At 39.9% G+C, this 17,066-nt stretch carries 21 protein-coding genes; 10 read left to right on the forward strand and 11 right to left on the reverse strand.

Annotation, left to right across the window (positions count from 1 at the left end; all coding sequences use genetic code 11):
- Positions 1-426: 426 nt before the first annotated feature.
- The 11 genes from rpsR to FIM66_RS03625 all read right to left on the reverse strand — a co-directional run bounded on the left by rpsR (position 427) and on the right by FIM66_RS03625 (position 10,797).
- On the reverse strand, positions 427-684 hold the full coding sequence (gene rpsR, locus FIM66_RS03575) for a 30S ribosomal protein S18 (RefSeq protein ID WP_000440196.1): 258 nt from the start codon (positions 682-684) through the stop codon (positions 427-429).
- A gap of 22 nt (positions 685-706) precedes the next feature.
- Positions 707-1,252, reverse strand: coding sequence for a single-stranded DNA-binding protein (locus FIM66_RS03580; RefSeq protein WP_000482422.1), 546 nt, complete (start codon positions 1,250-1,252; stop codon positions 707-709).
- A 9-nt stretch (positions 1,253-1,261) separates the two neighbouring features.
- Positions 1,262-1,702: a 30S ribosomal protein S6 gene (gene rpsF, locus FIM66_RS03585; RefSeq protein WP_140548236.1), complete on the reverse strand. Its 441-nt coding sequence runs from the start codon at positions 1,700-1,702 to the stop codon at positions 1,262-1,264.
- A 152-nt stretch (positions 1,703-1,854) separates the two neighbouring features.
- Positions 1,855-2,877 carry a DNA polymerase III subunit delta gene (gene holA / locus FIM66_RS03590; protein WP_140548234.1) on the reverse strand — a complete coding sequence of 341 codons (1,023 nt, stop codon included), beginning with the start codon at positions 2,875-2,877 and terminating at the stop codon, positions 1,855-1,857.
- The gene (locus FIM66_RS03595) at positions 2,867-4,801 is read right to left on the reverse strand and encodes an RNB domain-containing ribonuclease (protein WP_140548232.1); all 1,935 of its coding nucleotides are present in this window, start codon (positions 4,799-4,801) and stop codon (positions 2,867-2,869) included. Before FIM66_RS03595 ends, holA begins: the two co-directional genes overlap by 11 nt.
- Positions 4,801-5,592, reverse strand: a complete 792-nt coding sequence (locus FIM66_RS03600) for a shikimate dehydrogenase (protein WP_140600024.1) — start codon at positions 5,590-5,592, stop codon at positions 4,801-4,803. Before FIM66_RS03600 ends, FIM66_RS03595 begins: the two co-directional genes overlap by 1 nt.
- Before the next feature lie 7 nt (positions 5,593-5,599).
- Positions 5,600-6,190, reverse strand: coding sequence for an SH3 domain-containing protein (locus FIM66_RS03605; RefSeq protein WP_140600058.1), 591 nt, complete (start codon positions 6,188-6,190; stop codon positions 5,600-5,602).
- A gap of 8 nt (positions 6,191-6,198) precedes the next feature.
- Positions 6,199-7,245, reverse strand: coding sequence for a microcin C ABC transporter permease YejB (locus FIM66_RS03610; protein WP_140600025.1), 1,047 nt, complete (start codon positions 7,243-7,245; stop codon positions 6,199-6,201).
- The gene (locus FIM66_RS03615; RefSeq protein ID WP_140600027.1) at positions 7,242-9,023 is read right to left on the reverse strand and encodes an extracellular solute-binding protein; all 1,782 of its coding nucleotides are present in this window, start codon (positions 9,021-9,023) and stop codon (positions 7,242-7,244) included. The genes FIM66_RS03610 and FIM66_RS03615 overlap by 4 nt, the downstream gene beginning before the upstream one ends.
- Complete coding sequence (trpS, locus tag FIM66_RS03620) at positions 9,024-10,004, reverse strand: tryptophan--tRNA ligase (protein ID WP_194149248.1); 981 nt, start codon at positions 10,002-10,004, stop codon at positions 9,024-9,026. It lies immediately after the preceding gene.
- Between the two features lie 70 nt (positions 10,005-10,074).
- Complete coding sequence (locus tag FIM66_RS03625; RefSeq protein WP_140483027.1) at positions 10,075-10,797, reverse strand: methyltransferase domain-containing protein; 723 nt, start codon at positions 10,795-10,797, stop codon at positions 10,075-10,077.
- A 123-nt stretch (positions 10,798-10,920) separates the two neighbouring features.
- On the opposite strand from FIM66_RS03625, the gene secG reads away from it, so the two are divergent.
- The 10 genes from secG to FIM66_RS03675 all read left to right on the forward strand — a co-directional run bounded on the left by secG (position 10,921) and on the right by FIM66_RS03675 (position 17,066).
- A complete protein-coding gene (gene secG / locus FIM66_RS03630) occupies positions 10,921-11,523 on the forward strand; it encodes a preprotein translocase subunit SecG (protein WP_194145725.1) in 603 nt (200 codons plus the stop codon).
- Entirely contained in the window at positions 11,523-12,080 is a 558-nt protein-coding gene (gene frr, locus FIM66_RS03635; protein WP_140446186.1) for a ribosome recycling factor, read from the forward strand. The genes secG and frr overlap by 1 nt, the downstream gene beginning before the upstream one ends.
- A 3-nt stretch (positions 12,081-12,083) precedes the next feature.
- Positions 12,084-12,689 carry an orotate phosphoribosyltransferase gene (pyrE, locus tag FIM66_RS03640; protein WP_140479267.1) on the forward strand — a complete coding sequence of 202 codons (606 nt, stop codon included), beginning with the start codon at positions 12,084-12,086 and terminating at the stop codon, positions 12,687-12,689.
- Complete coding sequence (locus tag FIM66_RS03645; RefSeq protein ID WP_140446184.1) at positions 12,679-13,143, forward strand: RDD family protein; 465 nt, start codon at positions 12,679-12,681, stop codon at positions 13,141-13,143. The genes pyrE and FIM66_RS03645 overlap by 11 nt, the downstream gene beginning before the upstream one ends.
- On the forward strand, positions 13,140-13,829 hold the full coding sequence (locus FIM66_RS03650) for an SIR2 family NAD-dependent protein deacylase (RefSeq protein WP_140600030.1): 690 nt from the start codon (positions 13,140-13,142) through the stop codon (positions 13,827-13,829). Before FIM66_RS03645 ends, FIM66_RS03650 begins: the two co-directional genes overlap by 4 nt.
- A 101-nt stretch (positions 13,830-13,930) precedes the next feature.
- The gene (locus tag FIM66_RS03655) at positions 13,931-14,332 is read left to right on the forward strand and encodes an NAD(P)H-quinone oxidoreductase subunit 3 (protein ID WP_001183383.1); all 402 of its coding nucleotides are present in this window, start codon (positions 13,931-13,933) and stop codon (positions 14,330-14,332) included.
- Positions 14,332-14,811, forward strand: a complete 480-nt coding sequence (locus tag FIM66_RS03660) for a NuoB/complex I 20 kDa subunit family protein (protein ID WP_001183508.1) — start codon at positions 14,332-14,334, stop codon at positions 14,809-14,811. Before FIM66_RS03655 ends, FIM66_RS03660 begins: the two co-directional genes overlap by 1 nt.
- A complete protein-coding gene (locus FIM66_RS03665; RefSeq protein ID WP_194145805.1) occupies positions 14,811-15,608 on the forward strand; it encodes an NADH-quinone oxidoreductase subunit C in 798 nt (265 codons plus the stop codon). Before FIM66_RS03660 ends, FIM66_RS03665 begins: the two co-directional genes overlap by 1 nt.
- Before the next feature lies 1 nt (position 15,609).
- Positions 15,610-16,839: an NADH dehydrogenase (quinone) subunit D gene (gene nuoD / locus FIM66_RS03670; protein WP_140600033.1), complete on the forward strand. Its 1,230-nt coding sequence runs from the start codon at positions 15,610-15,612 to the stop codon at positions 16,837-16,839.
- Positions 16,836-17,066: an NADH-ubiquinone oxidoreductase subunit E family protein gene (locus tag FIM66_RS03675; RefSeq protein ID WP_000819164.1), complete on the forward strand. Its 231-nt coding sequence runs from the start codon at positions 16,836-16,838 to the stop codon at positions 17,064-17,066. Before nuoD ends, FIM66_RS03675 begins: the two co-directional genes overlap by 4 nt.

Raw genomic sequence — 17,066 nt, forward strand, 5'->3', positions numbered from 1 at the left:
ATGATTAGAAAGGGTTAAAATTTGTTTTAATCAAAGATAGCGATAAAATGGGGTTTTGGTTACTTGGTGGGATCGTTTTAGATTTAGTTGTAAAACTCTTAAGGGGGTATTTTAAAATAATATTCCCACTAATAACGCTTAAGAAACCACCGCTAAAATCAAGCTCTTTCATTTTGTCGTGAAGCACCCAAACACTAGAGATATTTGGGATTTCTGCTTGGGTGGTTTTAAAGGGGATTTTTATCGTTTTTACCGCTAGCGCCCCATAAAAGCCAAGCCAAGATTAAATAAGATTAAATAAGATTAAATAAGATTAAATAAGATTAAATAAGATTAAATAAGATTAAATAAGATTAAATAAGATTAAATAAGATTAAATAAGATTAAATAAGATTAAAAGGGCATGCCCCCTATTAGCCCAAAAATTCAGTGCTGTTTAAAAGGGCTGTCCACGACTTTTTTCCTATCCACAATGTAGGGGATTAAAGCCATGTGGCGGGCTCTTTTGATCGCTACTTCCACCCTCTCTTGCCACTTTTTGCTATTGCCTGTCAATCTCCTTGGCATGATTTTATAGCGCTCTGATAGCGTGTGCTTGAGCATGTCTAAATCTTTATAGTCAATAAAGCTGATTTTAGCTTCAGTGTATTTGCAATAGCGTTTTGAATAGCGTTTTCTTTCCATAATGTCTCCTTAATTTTAACCCTTAAAAGGGGATTTCTTCTTCATCAATATTGATTTCAGGCACGCTGTTTTGATACTTGGACGGCTGTGCCTGTAAATTCTCTTTAGCGTAAGCGTTTTGCGCATAACTTGGGGCTTGGTTAAAAGGATCCTGGCTAGGAGCGTTGTAATTGGTGGGATAAGCGTTGTTGGAATTTTCATGCATCATGCTATCTTGCATAGCGTTTGCTTGGGGATTGTCTGACTTTTTATCCATAAATTGCAACGAGTCCGCTGTGATAGTGTGGCGGGAATTTTTTTTGCCCGTTTGATCCATCCAACTCTCATAAGTCAAACGCCCTTCTATCAAAACGCTTGAACCCTTGCTCAAATACTGGTTAGCGATTTCAGCCGTTCGCCCAAACAAACGCGCATCTATAAAGCACACCTCTTCGCCTAGCGTGCCGTCTTGCTTTTTGAAACGCCTGCTTGTGGCTAAACCTATTGTAGCCGCAGCCGAACCGCTAGGCAAATATTTCAACTCCACATTCCTGGTCAAACGCCCTACCATAATCACTTTATTAAACATGATAAGCCCTTATTCGCTATGAGATCCTACGCTTTCTGCTTCCTCTATGTGGTGAGAATGCGTGTGTTCGGTTTTTTCGTGTTTTTCTTTGGCGTGTGATGGGGCGTGTGATGGCTTTTTATTAGCCCTATCCACTAACGCATGCCACGCTTCCACTTCTTTTTTGCTTTCGTATTTGATCACAATGAAACGCAACACGTCTTCATTGATGCGATACAATCGTTCAAGCTCTAAAATCATGGACGGCTCTGCTTTGAAATACGCCACATAATAATAGCCTCTTTTGTGCTTTTTGATTTCATAAGCCAAATTACGCATGCCCATATCCAAACTCGTTTCAATCACGCCATGATGCTTGGTGATCACTTCTCTATAAAACTCAATTTTGGATTTAATCTCTTCTTCTACTAAAGTAGGTTTGAGAATAAACATTGTTTCATAATGCCTCATCCATTCTCCTTGTGGTTGTATAGCCCTTTTTTTACTAAAAAAGAGCAAGGTCTAAAAAACTTTCAATTATACCTTGCTTTCGCTTGTTTTTGGATTAAATTTAGTTTTATTGGAATATTAAAGCTCAAAACAAAAAACGCCTTAGGCATTTTTTAAGGGTTAATGATTTTTTGAATGGAGGTCAAATACAAAAAGCCCAATTCCTTTTGCCCTTGCATGCTTTGAATGTGCCATAACCTAAAAATTTCAAAAACCCTCTTATAGCCGGCTTCTTTCAAACGCAGGGCGTTTTTAGCGTAATTTTCGGCAATTTCTTTAGGGGGAGCGTAGCCTAAAACCTCTTTAGCGTCCATTAAACCGGTCGTTTTAATGTGGGCGAAAAATAAAAAAAGCTGGTAAAAATACCGCTCTAACCCCCTTAAAATATCCGCATCTTTTTTGCCCTCTTTTAATAAATAATCATAAATATCAAGCACGCTTTTTTTCAAAAAAAGACCTAAAATGAGCTTTTGCAAATCCATATCCCCCGCATTGGAGCTTAATTCTTGAATGTCTTCTAAAGCGATGGGTGCGTTTAAAACCGCTAGCTTGTCTAAATCGTTAAACGAAATACCTAAATCTTCGTTATTAATTTCAAAAAGAGCGTTTAAAAGATGGCTGCTGATGTCTAAATGCAAAAAATTAGCCCTTTCTTGTAAGAATTTCAAACTCTCCCAAGTTTTAGGGATAAAAAAGCGCACGCAAATGGCTTCATCTTTCAAGGGGCTTTTTTGGAAAAATTTAACGATAGCATCGCTAGTGTATTTGTATTTTGTGGTGTCGCTTTTAGCATTATAAAGCCCTATGATAAGCCTGTTATGGCTAGGCCGCTCTAAAGCTTTTAAAAAAAGATTGATATCATTTTCCTTAAATTTCTTATGCAGCGTAAAATCCAATTTTAAAATGACTAAACTGCTCCCTCCAAATAAAGAATCCTGCTCTAAAAGGGTCGCAATCTGGCTTTTTTCATAATCGCTCGCATAAAAAAGCGAAGTTTCTGTGTCAGGGTTATCGCATTTAAAAAGCACGCTAATCGTTTGAGCGTAATAATGAATAAAAAAATCAAACTCCCCATACAAAAACACCGCTTTAGGGAGGCGTTGTTTTAAATAATGGTCCAAATCTTTACGATACATGCTCTTTAATCCTTTCTGTGATTTCGCCTCTAACTTGCCCTAAAATCAAATCCGCATGCGTGATTGTAACGCACACCTTTTCTAAAGGCTTAAAAACCTTGTTCGTTTTGACTAAAACTTTAAGCCCTATTAATTCTTTTAACCCCACCACTACCCAATCTTTAACCTCCAAAACAACGCCCAAAAATTCTTTTTCTAAAAGTTCTAAAGCTAAGCGAGCGAATTTGCGCTTGATGAAATCCCTTTCAACCAAAGCGGTCTTTTTTTGTAAAGCGTTCAATTCAGCGCATAATTCAGGCGTTTCTTCTAACAAATACGAGCAGCCTTTAGCTTGATGGAACAACAATTCTTTTAAAAGCCTGTGTAAGGCTAAATCGCTGTATCGTCTAATGGGCGAAGTGAAATGCGTATAGCTGGCAAACCCCAAACCAAAATGGCTTTCTTGCATGGGGCTATAAAGGGCTAAATTTTGAGATTTAATGATCAAGTGCGAAACTTCTCTTTCTATACTCTTTTCTTTGGCTATTTTTAAGGCATGCTCTAAAAAAGGAAAAAAGCCCATGTTTTTAGGGCGCACAATCTCATAATCAAAAAGCTTGGCGTAGAGGCATTTTTGCTGCTCCAAACTGGGCTCTTTATGGGTGCGGTATATCCCCTTATTGTGGAAATGCTCATCCAATAACCTCGCGCTAGATTGGTTGGCTAAGAGCATGGCTTCTTCTATAAGAGTGTGTGCATCGCTTTCTTGTTGCGTTTCAATTTTTTCTATACGCCCTTCTTTATTCAAATACAGCTTGTTTTCAAAGGAATTGAAATTAAACCCCTTTTTTAAACGCTCCTTTTTTAACTTTAAAGCCACTTCTAAAAACCCCAAAAGGCTTTGTTGTAAATCTTTATCTAAAGAGCTTTGTTGGGTGCTTAAAAAATGATTGATTTCTTCATAAGCGCAATTAGCCCTAACTTCAATAACGCCTTGAGATAATCGGGCGCTTTTCAAATCATCTAAAGGGATTTCATACACTAAAGCCAGGCGTTTTTCAAACGCTTTTAATGAGCATGCCCCTTGAGACAAACTCAAAGGCAGCATGGGATACACGCTATTAGGGAAATACACGCTAAAGCCCCTAACCCTAGCTTCTTTATCCAAACTGGAATGTTTCGGCACAAATTCGCTCACATCAGCAACCGCCACAAACAAAACCCTTTTTTCTTGGTCATAAAAAATCGCATCGTCAAAATCTTTAGCGTCTTTGGGGTCAATGGTGATAAAAGGGATGTGAGAATAATTGATCCTGTCTTTAAAATCGCTCGCTTTGAGTTGCGCGTAATGTTGGGCTAAATTCAAACAATCTTTTGAAAAATCCTTCACCCTATCAAAAAGGCTTAAAGAAAGGTTTTCATCTATTAAAGGGTCTTCTAAAGCCCCTAAAATTTCGCTGATTTCACGCTTTTTAAGATCGATCTTTACCACGCAATGCCTGGGCAATTCTAATAAGGATCTTTGGCTGTGCTTTAAAAGAATGGGTTTTTTAAAAGGCTCTTTAAAAGGGATAGCCACAATCTGGTTTTTTTCTTTAGCCAAGTAAGCTATCATCGTGTCTTGCGCATCAAAAAGAGCGGCTTTAAAAAAGGCTTTAGGGCGTTTTTTAAAATATTCTATTTGGCATAAAATCAAAGCGTCTGTTTTGAAAGAGGGGGGTAAGTTTTTGATTAAAGGGTCTTCAGGGTAATTTTTCGCTAAAGAAATGAAAAACGCCTTATTTTTTACCCGTTCAATTTTGCCTATATCAAAGCCTTCTTTTAAAAAATAGTGCTCCTTGTTGGATCCAAGCGCTTCTTTTAAAACGCCCTTTTCTACTAGGGGAGCGAATCGTTTAGGAATCTTTTTAACCCCAAAAAACAAGCTTCTTAAAAACCCTTGCATCAAAAAACACTTCGCATGACTTCAAACGCCTTTGAATAAAGGATTTGAGAAGCGCTGAATTTTTCAAAACTTAAAGCAGCTTGATAGATGAGCATGCCTTTCCCATCTTGAAAGGGGGTTTTTAACTCTTTAGCCAAAGACAAAAAGGGCGTTAAAAACCCATACGCCAAATCATAAGCGAGCTTGCCCTCTTTAAAATACCCTTTCAAAACCTCTTTATTTAAAGGCAATTCGTTATTCAAACTCGCTGAAGTAGCGTTAATGATCAAATCAAAAGCGCTTTTAGGAGGATCCATGAAACAATCACAACCCAAGCGTTGGAAAAAATCCAATCCCCTAATAGAGCGGTTTAACACGCTCACCTTTAAGCCTTGTTTTTTCAATTCACACGCTAGGGCTTTAGCGCTCCCCCCAGAGCCTAAAATCAAAGCGCTCTGGTAACTCTCATCTCCCAAAGAGAGCCAGAAACCTAAAGCATCAGTATTGTAACCCACAAGCTCATCATTTTCTACAACAAGCGTATTGACTGCTCCGCATTCAAGCACAATGCCTTTGATCTTATCGCAAATTTGAAACGCCCTTTCTTTAAAGGGTAAGGTTACATTAGCCCCACTCAATCCTAAATGCAAGAACTCGTTTTTGATACGGCTTTCTAAAGGGAGTAATATGGGGTGGTAATGCCCCAAAAACCCTAATTCTTTTTGAAAAGTTAAAAAACAAGCGTTATGGATTAAGGGCGATTTGGAATGCTTAATGGGATTTCCAAAAACCCCAAAAGATTTTAATTTCATTATTCTTTCATTCAGCCTTTTTTAAAAGTTTTAAAAACACATAACCCTTTGTTTTATTAGAAAATTCAATTTCAGCCCAATCGTTTTGGATTTCTAAAACCTTCACGCTTTTATTTTTTAAAAGCAATCCCAAGATTTTACCTTTTGTGCTAGGAAAAGCGCGCACATTCACGCCACTGACTGCGACTTTATACTCTAAAGGTTTTTTTCCCATTGTAGAGGTTGTGGGGGCTTTTTGGTTGTTTTGAACGGGCGAGACGCTGTCTTGTTTAGGCTCGTTTTCTTTTTCTTGCTCTTGCTTGATCTCTTGTTTGGTTTCTTGTTTTTGCGTGGCTGTGTCTAAAGACAAAGGAGGGTCTTTGGTGGGGCTTTCTTCTGTGGCGGTTGTGGTCGTGTTGGCTTCTTCTTGTTTGGGCGAAAGCGCGCTGTTTTGACGCTCTGTCTCGCTTTTTTCTAAATTTTGGCTTATTGGAGTGCTGTCTTTTTTCACATAAAAACCAAGCACAGCATGCGCTAAAGCATACAACAACATGAACGCTAAAACCACCAAAAAAGGCCGCATAAAAAGTTTTAAAGAAGATTTCATCTCAGTTTTCATTCCTGCCATCAACGCTTTTCAAAATCAATCCTAGGGTCAATCACCACGCAGAGCAAATCGCTTATCAAACTCGCTACCAAACCTAAAAGCGTGAAAATATAAAGCGAACCAAACACGACAGGATAATCCCTACTCACAATGCTTTCATACCCTAAAAGCCCTAACCCATCTAGGCTAAAAACAATTTCTATCAATAAGCTTGAGCTAAAAAACATGCCCAAAAAAGCTTGCGGAAAACCCGCCACCACTAACAAAATCGCATTGCGGAACACATGCACATAAAAAATACGCCCCACTGAACAGCCCTTAGCCTTAGCGCTCAGTACATAAAGTTTGCCCATTTCATCTAAAAAAGAGTTTTTCACTAAAAGCGTAAGGCTTGCAAAACCCCCTAAAGAAATGCAAAGAACGGGCAAAGTGATATGCCATAAATAATCCTTGATTTTGCCTAACGCGCTCAAACTTTCAAAATTATCGCTCACTAGCCCCTTTAAAGGGAACCAGTGCCAATAATTCCCTCCAGCAAAAAACACGATCAACACCACCGCAAACAAAAAGGCCGGGATAGCGTTAGCGACAATGATCACCACGCTGCTTAGCACATCTAAAGGCTCGTTATTGCGTTTGGCCTTGAAAATCCCTAAAGGGATAGAAATAAGATAAATCAAAATCGTGCTAAAAAGCCCTAACGAAATGGATACGGGCAATTTTTCCTTAATCAAATCTATCACTTTAATCTGGCGGTAAAAGCTTTCCCCAAAATCAAATTGTGCGTATTTTTTGAGCATGAGAAAGTAGCGCTCCCCTATGGGCTTGTCAAAACCATAGAGTTTTTTTAAATTTTCTATCAAATCGCTCTCCAACCCTTGAGATCCCCTATAGGCGCGATCTTTAACAACGCCTTGAATCTCTTTGGACTGCATGTTATTGATTTTAGCCATCATCTGCTCTATGGGGCCTCCAGGAGCCGATTGGATCAGAAAGAAATTAATGGTCATGATGGCTAATAAAGTGGGGATAATCAAAAGCAAGCGTTTAAGAATATAAGCAATCATTGAAGATCCTTTTCTTTTTTTATCCACCACAAATACGGCGAAAATCCATAGCTAGGGCTAACTTCAGGCATGCCAATATAATTATACGCTGCGATCCTGTAATTAGGCAAATAAAAATGCGGTATCACATAAAACCCCCACAACAGCACCCTATCCATCGCTTGAATAGCGGCTAGTTGCTCCTTATAATCTTTAGCGTTAATGATTTTTTCAATCAAAGCATCTACCGCTTTACTAGAGATCCCCGCATAATTCCTTGAGCCTTTTTCTTTAGCGCTCAAAGAGCCAAAATAAAAGCGTTGCTCATTACCCGGGAAAGACGATTGGCCAATCACTCCTACAATCATGTCAAAATCATAGCTTTTGATCCGATTGACATACTGGCTTAAATCCACTCTTTGGATTTTCATCTCAATCCCTAACACCCTTAAGTTTTTAGCAAAGGCTAGAGCCAGTCTCTCAAAGGCCGGGCTGTTTAAAAGCAAAGTGAAACTAAAGGGCTTGTTATTCTTATCCACTAAACGCATGTTTTTGTAAGAAAAGCCCGCACTCTCTAAAAGGTTTTGAGCGTATTTTAGATTTTCCCTCAAATTATAGCCCAAAACATCAGCCCCATCGGTTCTAGGCACGACATAAGGCTCTTTAAAAACCCTTTCATCCAAACTCTTTTCATAAGGGGCTAACAGAACTTTTTCTTCAGGGCTTGGGAGGGGAGGGGACGCATAAACAGAGTTACTGAAAAAACTGGTGGTGCGCTTGTATTGCGAAAAAAACAAATTTTTATTCGCCCATTCAAAATCAAACGCATAAAACAAGGCTTCACGCACCCTTTTATCCTTAAAAATTTCCCGGCGCGTGTTGAAGAAAAACCCTTGCATGCCGCTTGGCAATTTATGGGCTATGAGGTATTTAGTGATTTTTTTATTGTCCATAGCTTTCCCCACATAGCCCCTAGCCCAAACCTTAGCCGTGCTTTCAATGCGCCAATCATACGCCCCGCTTAAAAAAGCCTGTAAAGCAATGGTTTCGTCTTTATAATACTCAAATTTGACCTGATCAAAATTGAATTGCCCCTTTCTGCTGGGCAAATTCCTCGCCCAATAATTAGGGTTTCTTCGGTAGGTGATTTTCTTACCCACATCAAAAGAAGCGATCACATAAGGGCCACTAGAAACAGGAATGAGTAAAGGGTTTTTTTCAAAATAATCCTTTTGAAACGCTTTTTTAGAAAAGATCTGCAACTGCCCTAAAATGAGAGGCAATTCTTTATTTTCAGTGGTTTTGAAAATGAATTTAACATGGTGCTTGTCTAAAATAACCGCCTTTTTAACATCTTGGTAATACTGCCGATAGAGAGGCGATCCTAATTCCATTATCGTATCAAAACTAAACTTCACATCGCTCGCTAAAATGGGGGCGTTATTGCTGAATCTCGCTCTTTTGTCTAAGGTAAAAATCACATAGCTGTTATCCTTAGCCACTTCTGCGTCTTTAGCGATTAAGGGGTATTCGGCAAAAGGTTCGTCCAAACTTTGCACCATTAAAGTGTCATAAATCAAATCCAAGCCTTCAGCTTTAGTGCCTTTAAGCGCAAAAGGGTTAAGGCTATCAAAAGTCCCTATAGCGTCATTCCTTAAAACACCGCCTTTTCTAGCGTTAGGGTTAGCGTATTCAAAATGCGTGAAATTGTCTTTATATTTAGGCTCTTCGCCCAAGTATAAATAAGGCGTAGCCTTAAGGAAACAAAACACCCCTAACCATAAACCTAAAATTTTCATCTAAACCAACCCCATCAATTCTTTAGCCTTTTGGTAAGTCGCTTGCGCTAAAGGCCTGGCTTTTTTAGCGCCACCATTTAAAACGGCTTTCACCTCATCATCGCTGATTTCTTTGTATCTTTCTTGGATGGGTTTTAAAGCCTGGATCATTACTTCAGCTAATTCCTTTTTAAAATCCCCATAGCCCTTATTTTTGAAACGCTCCTCTATCTTTTCTGGGCTTTCATCGCTCAAAAGCATGTAAATATTTAAAAGGTTAAAAACGCCCTCTCTTTTTTCATCAAATGCAATAACGCCCGTAGAATCAGTGGCTGCTTTTTTGATTTTTCTTACAATAATGTCTGGCTCATCTAAAAGAAAAATCGCATGGTTAGCCCCTTGATGCGATTTACTCATCTTCACTTTTGGATCATCTAGCCCCATAACCCTTGCCCCCACTTTAGCGATCAAAGGTTCTGGCACTTTAAAGCAACTCCCAAAATCCCTGTTAAATTTTTCTGCAATGTTTCGCGTGAGCTCTAAATGCTGTTTTTGATCTTCGCCCACTGGCACTAAATCGCTTTGGTATAATAAAATATCTGACGCCATTAAAATAGGGTAATTGAAAAGCCCCACATTCACGCTTTTAGGGTTTTTTAAAGACTTGTCTTTGAATTGCGTCATTCGTTGCATTTCCCCCATAGACACCTGGCAATTTAATAGCCACGCTAAAGCCGGATGTTCATCCACTTCACTTTGAATGAATAACCCCGATTGCTTAGGATTAATCCCGCAAGCTAAAAGCAATTTGACTAACTCATAGGTTTGGGATTTTAAAAATGTAGGCTCTATGGGTAGGGTGATCGCATGCGAATTGACGACGCAAAAAAGGTTTTCATATTCATCTTGCATCTCTACCCAATGCTTGATCGCTCCTAAATAGTTGCCCAAATGGATTTGCCCAGTAGGTTGGATGCCTGAAAAGACTCGTTTTTTGTGCATGTTGTTTCTCGTTGTTTTAGTTAGTGTTATTGTAACCACCTAATTTTAATATTTTAATTTGTCTTAGTTTTTAAGAACGCTTGATCCCAGAAAAGAGTAACACTTCATAGCTCAATTTTTCAAACGCCATGTTTTGAAAAAAATGTTTTTTTTGCTTGAAACTCAGCGTTGAACCCCCTAAAAGACCGCATTTTTTAAGGTAATTCAAGCAGTCTTGTTTGCGGTTGAAATAAAGAGCGAAGCGCTTGTTTTCCAATTCTATTTGAAAATCTTTAAAAGCGTTTTTGATCAAGGATTTGAGCGTTTTGAGATCCCTTAAAGGCGAAGGCGTGCCTAAAAATTCATGCACTTCATGTAAACTAAAATCCGTATGGATAGCTAGAGCGGCCTCCTTACTAGAAAGAGCGATTTTTTCTAAAACGCTTTTTAAATCCCTTGCCCATTGTAAAGAGGAAGAAGACACAACTAGATCGTAAGCGCAAAAAACATGTTCTTCAAAATCCGCATGCTCTAAAGAAATTTTTTGAATGTTAATAGAATGCGTGGGGTGTAATTTGAGCATGTTCATAGAATTATCCAAAGCGATAAAGTCTTCAATCAAAATATTTTGCCGCTCTAGAGCGTTAAAAACAGCCCCACTCCCTGATCCTAGATCCAAAACTTTAGCGTAATGTTTTTGTTTTAAAAACTGGACAAGACAGATAGCGATTTGTTGCTGGATATGAGCAAAGAGGTGATAAGTTTTGGCATGCTTATTGAATGCATGCTGATTGAATGAATGAAAAGAGTCCAACACCACCGCCTTTAACGCACCACGCTTGAAATTAAAACTAAATTTTAGTGTATTCTTAGCAAATTTTAGATAAGATCAAGGGTAATTTTTTCTAAATTTTAGGCATTTAAGGAATCAGTGTTTATGACGAGCGCTCTGTTAGGCTTACAAATTGTTTTAGCAGTATTGATTGTGGTGGTGGTTTTGTTGCAAAAAAGTTCTAGCATCGGCTTAGGGGCTTATAGCGGGAGCAATGAGTCTTTATTTGGCGCTAAAGGGCCTGCGAGCTTTATGGCGAAATTGACCATGTTTTTAGGGCTGTTATTTGTCATTAACACCATCGCTTTGGGCTATTTTTATAACAAAGAATACGGCAAAAGCATTTTAGATGAAACCAAAACCAACAAAGAGCTTTCGCCCTTAGTCCCTGCCACCGGCACGCTTAACCCTACGCTCAATCCCACACTAAACCCTACGCTCAACCCTTTAGAGCAAGCCCCCACTAATCCTTTAATGCCAAAACAAACGCCTAACGAACTTCCTAAAGAGCCAGCCAAAGCGCCTTCTGTTGAAAACCCCAAACAGAACGAAAAAAATGATGCCAAAGAGAATGATATAAAAGAGAATGATATAAAGGGTGTTGAAAAAACCAAAGAGAGTGCAAAAACGCCCCCAACCACCCACCAAAAGCCTAAAACGCACACACAAACCAACGCCCATACCAACCAAAAAAAGGATGAAAAATAATGTTACAGGCCATTTATAACGAAACCAAAGATCTGATGCAAAAAAGCATTCAAGCTTTAAACAGGGATTTTTCCACTCTAAGGAGCACGAAAGTTTCAGTCAATATTTTAGATCACATTAAAGTGGATTATTACGGCACGCCCACGGCATTAAATCAAGTCGGATCCGTGATGAGCTTGGATGCGACCACTATTCAAATCAGCCCATGGGAAAAAAACCTGCTCAAAGAAATTGAAAGATCCATTCAAGAAGCCAATATCGGCGTCAATCCTAATAACGACGGCGAAACGATCAAGCTTTTTTTCCCGCCCATGACAACCGAGCAAAGAAAACTCATCGCAAAAGACGCCAAAGCGATGGGCGAAAAGGCTAAAGTGGCTGTAAGGAATACCCGCCAAGACGCTAACAACAAGATAAAAAAATTAGAAAAAGACAAAGAAATCAGCGAAGATGAAAGCAAAAAAGCCCAAGAGCAGATCCAAAAAATCACCGATGAAGCCATTAAAAAAATTGATGAAAGCGTGAAAAACAAAGAAGACGCGATTTTAAAGGTCTAAACCATGGATATTAAGGCATGTTATCAAAACGCTAAAGCGTTGTTAGAGGGGCATTTCTTGCTCAGTAGCGGGTTTCATTCCAATTATTATTTGCAATCCGCTAAAGTTTTAGAAGATCCCAAACTAGCCGAACAATTAGCCAAAGAGTTAGCCAAACAAATCCAAGAAGCTCATTTGAATATTGAATGCGTGTGCTCGCCGGCTATTGGGGGGATCTTAGCTGGGTATGAGCTTGCAAGGGCTTTGGGCGTGCGTTTTATCTTCACCGAAAGGGTGGATAATACCATGGCGTTAAGGCGTGGTTTTGAAGTCAAAGAAAACGAAAAAATTTTAGTGTGTGAGGACATTATCACTACGGGAAAATCCGCCATGGAATGCGCTAAAGTTTTAGAAGAAAAGGGCGCTCAAATCGTGGCTTTTGGTGCTCTAGCTAATCGGGGCATTTGCAAGCGCGCTCATTCTCATTTGAAAGCCCAAGAGGGTGCGTGTTTGCCTAGCCATTTGCCCCTTTTTGCTTTAGAAGATTTTGTTTTTGACATGCACAAGCCTAGCTCTTGCCCTTTATGCGCTAGTAGCGTTGCTATCAAGCCAGGAAGTCGTGGCAACTAAAAAAACCAAAAAAAATAAAACCCCAGAAAAAAAACAAGCGTTAGAAAGCCCTTTAAAAGGGCTGTATCTCTCTTTGCGTTTGAAGGCCTTTATCACCGATATTTTTATGATTTATACCCCCATGCTTTATATAATGACTTATGTGATTTTAGGGAGTGCGAAGGATTTTAGGGAAAACCAGAGCGCGATTTTTTTATGCCTGCTTTTTTACGCCCTAACGCACAGCTTTTTTATCGCTTTTAAATCCCAAAGCCCTGGCATGCGTTACGCTCAGTTTAAATTGGTCAAAAATAATGGCAAAAAGGTGGGCTTTTTTTTAGCGTTGTGGCGCTTTGTTTTGTGGGTGTTGAGCATGGGGTTACTCATAGGGTTTGTTACGCCTTTTATTTTTAAGTTTTTTTTGCATGACAAACTCAGCGGCACTCATATTGAAATTATCAAGGAGGAAACATGAAAAATTTAGTGATCCTAAGCGGGGCTGGCATCTCAGCAGAAAGCGGGATTAAAACCTTTAGAGACGCTGATGGCTTGTGGGAAGGGCATGACATCATGGAAGTCGCCTCGCCTTATGGCTGGAAAAAGAACCCGCAAAAGGTGTTGGATTTTTACAACCAAAGGCACCGACAGCTTTTTGAAGTTTATCCTAACAAAGCTCATGAGATTTTAGTGCAATTGGAAAAACACTATCAAGTCAATATCATCACCCAAAATGTAGATGATTTGCATGAAAGGGCGGGCTCTTCTTGCGTTTTGCACTTGCATGGGGAATTGTTAAACGTTCGCAGCGAAAAAGATCCTAATTTGGTTTATAGGTGGGAAAAGGACTTGAATTTAGGCGACTTGGCCAAAGACAAATCGCAATTACGCCCTGATATTGTGTGGTTTGGCGAAGCGGTGCCTTTGCTTAAAGAAGCGATTTCTTTAGTCAAACAAGCGCATCTTTTAATCATCATTGGCACTTCTTTGCAAGTCTATCCCGCCGCTAGCCTCTACACGCATGTGCATAAAGACGCTCTCATTTATTACATTGACCCTAAGGCTAAAAACGCCCATTTGCCCCAGAATGTCCTATGCATTAATGATAGCGCAACGCATGCCATGCAAGATTTAATGCCCAAACTCATAGAAATGGCCTCTTAAGAAATGTTAAAATAATTTTTATTTTTTCAGCTAACGATTAGCAAAAACATGGTTTAATTGGCTTTGTCATTTGCTAGTAATTAAAGGAGTTTGAGAGTCTGATGCAACAAGCCGCAGAAGCATTGAATCACCCCTATTTTGGCGTTTTTGTTTTGTTGGTATTCACCTTTTGGGTGTTTAACTTAACCTTAAGGATTCAAAGGTTTTTAAGCCGTAAAATGGCTCAAAAAAAGGGCGAAAAGCTCAAACTCGCTCCCTATGAATGCGGGCCTGTGGCTCTCAAACAGCCTAATAGGGTGTCGCACCATTTCTATATCATGGCCATGCTTTTTATTTTATTTGATGTAGAAATCGTTTTCATGTTCCCTTGGGCGATTGATTTTAAAAAATTAGGTTTGTTTGGGCTCATTGAAATGCTAGGCTTTGTCTTCTTTTTAACCATTGGTTTTATTTACGCTTTAAAGCGAAACGCTTTGAGCTGGCAGAAATTAGAGGTGAAATAATGCAACAAGCACCGGTTGTTCTAAGCACTTTGGATAAATTATTGAATTGGGGGCGTTCTAATTCGCTCTGGCCCTTAACTTATGGCTTGGCGTGTTGCGCGATTGAGATGATGGCGACAGGGGGTTCAAGGTTTGATTTTGACCGATTTGGCACGATTTTTAGAGCGAGCCCTAGGCAATCTGATGTGATGATCATCGCTGGCACGCTCACTAAAAAACATGCCGAATTCATGCGTAGGCTCTATGATCAAATGCCTGAGCCTAAATGGGTGATTTCTATGGGGAGTTGCGCTAACACGGGCGGGATGTTCAACACTTATGCGACCGTTCAAGGAGCGGACAGGATCGTTCCTGTGGATATTTACTTGCCCGGTTGTGCGCCGCGCCCAGAAACTTTACAATACGCTCTTATGGTTTTACAAGATAAAATCAGACGCTCTAAAGCGATCAAACAAGACGCTCCTAAAAGGTTAGTGTGATGGTAAGAAAACAATCCCCCTATGAAGATGTGCAAAAACAATCGCGCCAGCATGATCCCTATAAAATCATAGAACCCACCCCTAAAAAATATTTAGAGGGTAGCGCTTATGAGGTCATTTACAACCACCTTTCTTACAAGCATGAAATTTTAGACAAATATATAGAAACGAACACGGCTGTGTTTTGGATCAAAAAAGACGATATTTTTTCTGTCGCTACGATTTTAAGGCATTTGGGTTATGAGTGTTTGAGCGAAATGAGCGCGATAGATTTGTGCGCTAAAAAAGGGCATTTTGAATTGTTTTATCAATTCGTGGGTTTTAGCGATAGCTGTAAGAACCGCCGTAGGGTGCGCGTGAAGTGCGTTTTGTTGCCTAATGAGAGCGTGGATTCTTTGAGTTTTTTATACCGATCGGCTAATTGGAGCGAGAGGGAAGCGTATGATTTGCTTGGTATTGTGTTTGACAAACACCCCTATTTGAAACGCCTTATCATGCCGCATGATTGGGTAGGCCACCCCTTATTGCGCTCTTACCCGCTCAAAGGCGATGAATTCGCTCAATGGTATGAAGTGGATAAAATTTTTGGTAAAGAATACCGAGAAGTGGTGGGTAAAGAGCAACGAGACAGCGCGAGAGTGGATGAAAAAGACACTTTCAATTTTGCAAAAATCGGCTATGAGCAGGGCAAGGGCGAAGAATTAAAAAAAACAGAAGAAAAACATGCGTTTAAGAAAACCCCCTTTGTCAAAGATTTGCACAAAATCGCCCCCACTATCTTAAAAAAGAGGCTATAAAATGGCTCAAAATTTCACGAAACTCAACCCTCAGTTTGAAAACATCATTTTTGAACATGACGACAACCAAATGATTTTAAACTTTGGCCCCCAACACCCCAGTACTCATGGGCAATTGCGCTTGATTTTGGAATTAGAGGGCGAAAGAATCATTAAGGCTACCCCTGAAATTGGCTACTTGCATAGGGGCTGTGAAAAGTTAGGTGAAAACATGACCTATAACGAATACATGCCCACTACTGATAGATTGGATTACACTTCTTCTACCAGCAATAATTACGCTTACGCTTATGCGGTAGAAACCTTGCTCAATTTAGAAATCCCGCGCCGAGCGCAAGTGATCCGCACGATTTTACTAGAGCTTAACCGCATGATTTCACACATCTTTTTTATCAGCGTGCATGCTTTAGATGTGGGGGCGATGAGCGTGTTCTTGTATGCGTTTAAAACGAGGGAATACGGGTTGGATTTGATGGAGGATTATTGCGGGGCTAGGCTCACGCATAACGCTATAAGGATTGGGGGCGTGCCTTTGGATTTACCCCCTAATTGGTTAGAGGGCTTGAAAAAGTTTTTAGGCGAAATGAGGGAATGCAAAAAACTCATTCAAGGCCTATTGGATAAGAATCGCATTTGGCGGATGCGCTTGGAAAATGTGGGCGTTGTAACGCCAAAAATGGCGCAAAGTTGGGGCATGAGCGGTATCATGTTAAGAGGGACTGGGATCGCTTATGACATTAGGAAAGAAGAGCCTTATGAGCTTTATAAAGAGCTTGATTTTGACGTGCCGGTGGGCAATTATGGCGATAGTTATGATCGGTATTGTTTGTATATGCTAGAAATTGATGAAAGCATTCGCATCATTGAGCAACTCATTCCCATGTATGCTAAAACCGATGCGCCTATCATGGCTCAAAACCCGCATTACATTTCCGCCCCTAAAGAAGATATAATGACGCAAAACTACGCCTTGATGCAGCATTTTGTTTTAGTGGCTCAAGGCATGCGCCCGCCTGTTGGGGAAGTGTATGCCCCCACAGAAAGCCCTAAAGGGGAATTAGGGTTTTTTATCCATTCAGAGGGTGAGCCTTACCCTCACAGATTAAAAATCAGAGCCCCTAGCTTTTATCATATTGGGGCTTTAAGCGATATTTTAGTGGGGCAATATTTAGCGGATGCAGTAACCGTGATTGGCTCAACCAATGCGGTGTTTGGCGAGGTGGATAGATGAAACGCTTTGATTTACGCCCCTTAAAAGCGGATATTTTTGAACGCTTGGAAGAATTGATTGAAAAAGAAATGCAACCTAATGAAGTCGCTATTTTCATGTTTGAAGTGGGGGATTTTTCTAATATCCCTAAGAGCGCTGAATTTATCCAATCTAAAGGGCATGAGCTCCTCAATTCTTTGCGTTTCAATCAAGCGGATTGGACGATTGTCGTGAGAAAAAAGGCTTGA

Source organism: Helicobacter pylori (genome assembly GCF_006439795.1).
In the GTDB taxonomy this organism is placed as follows: Bacteria; Campylobacterota; Campylobacteria; order Campylobacterales; family Helicobacteraceae; genus Helicobacter; species Helicobacter pylori_CR.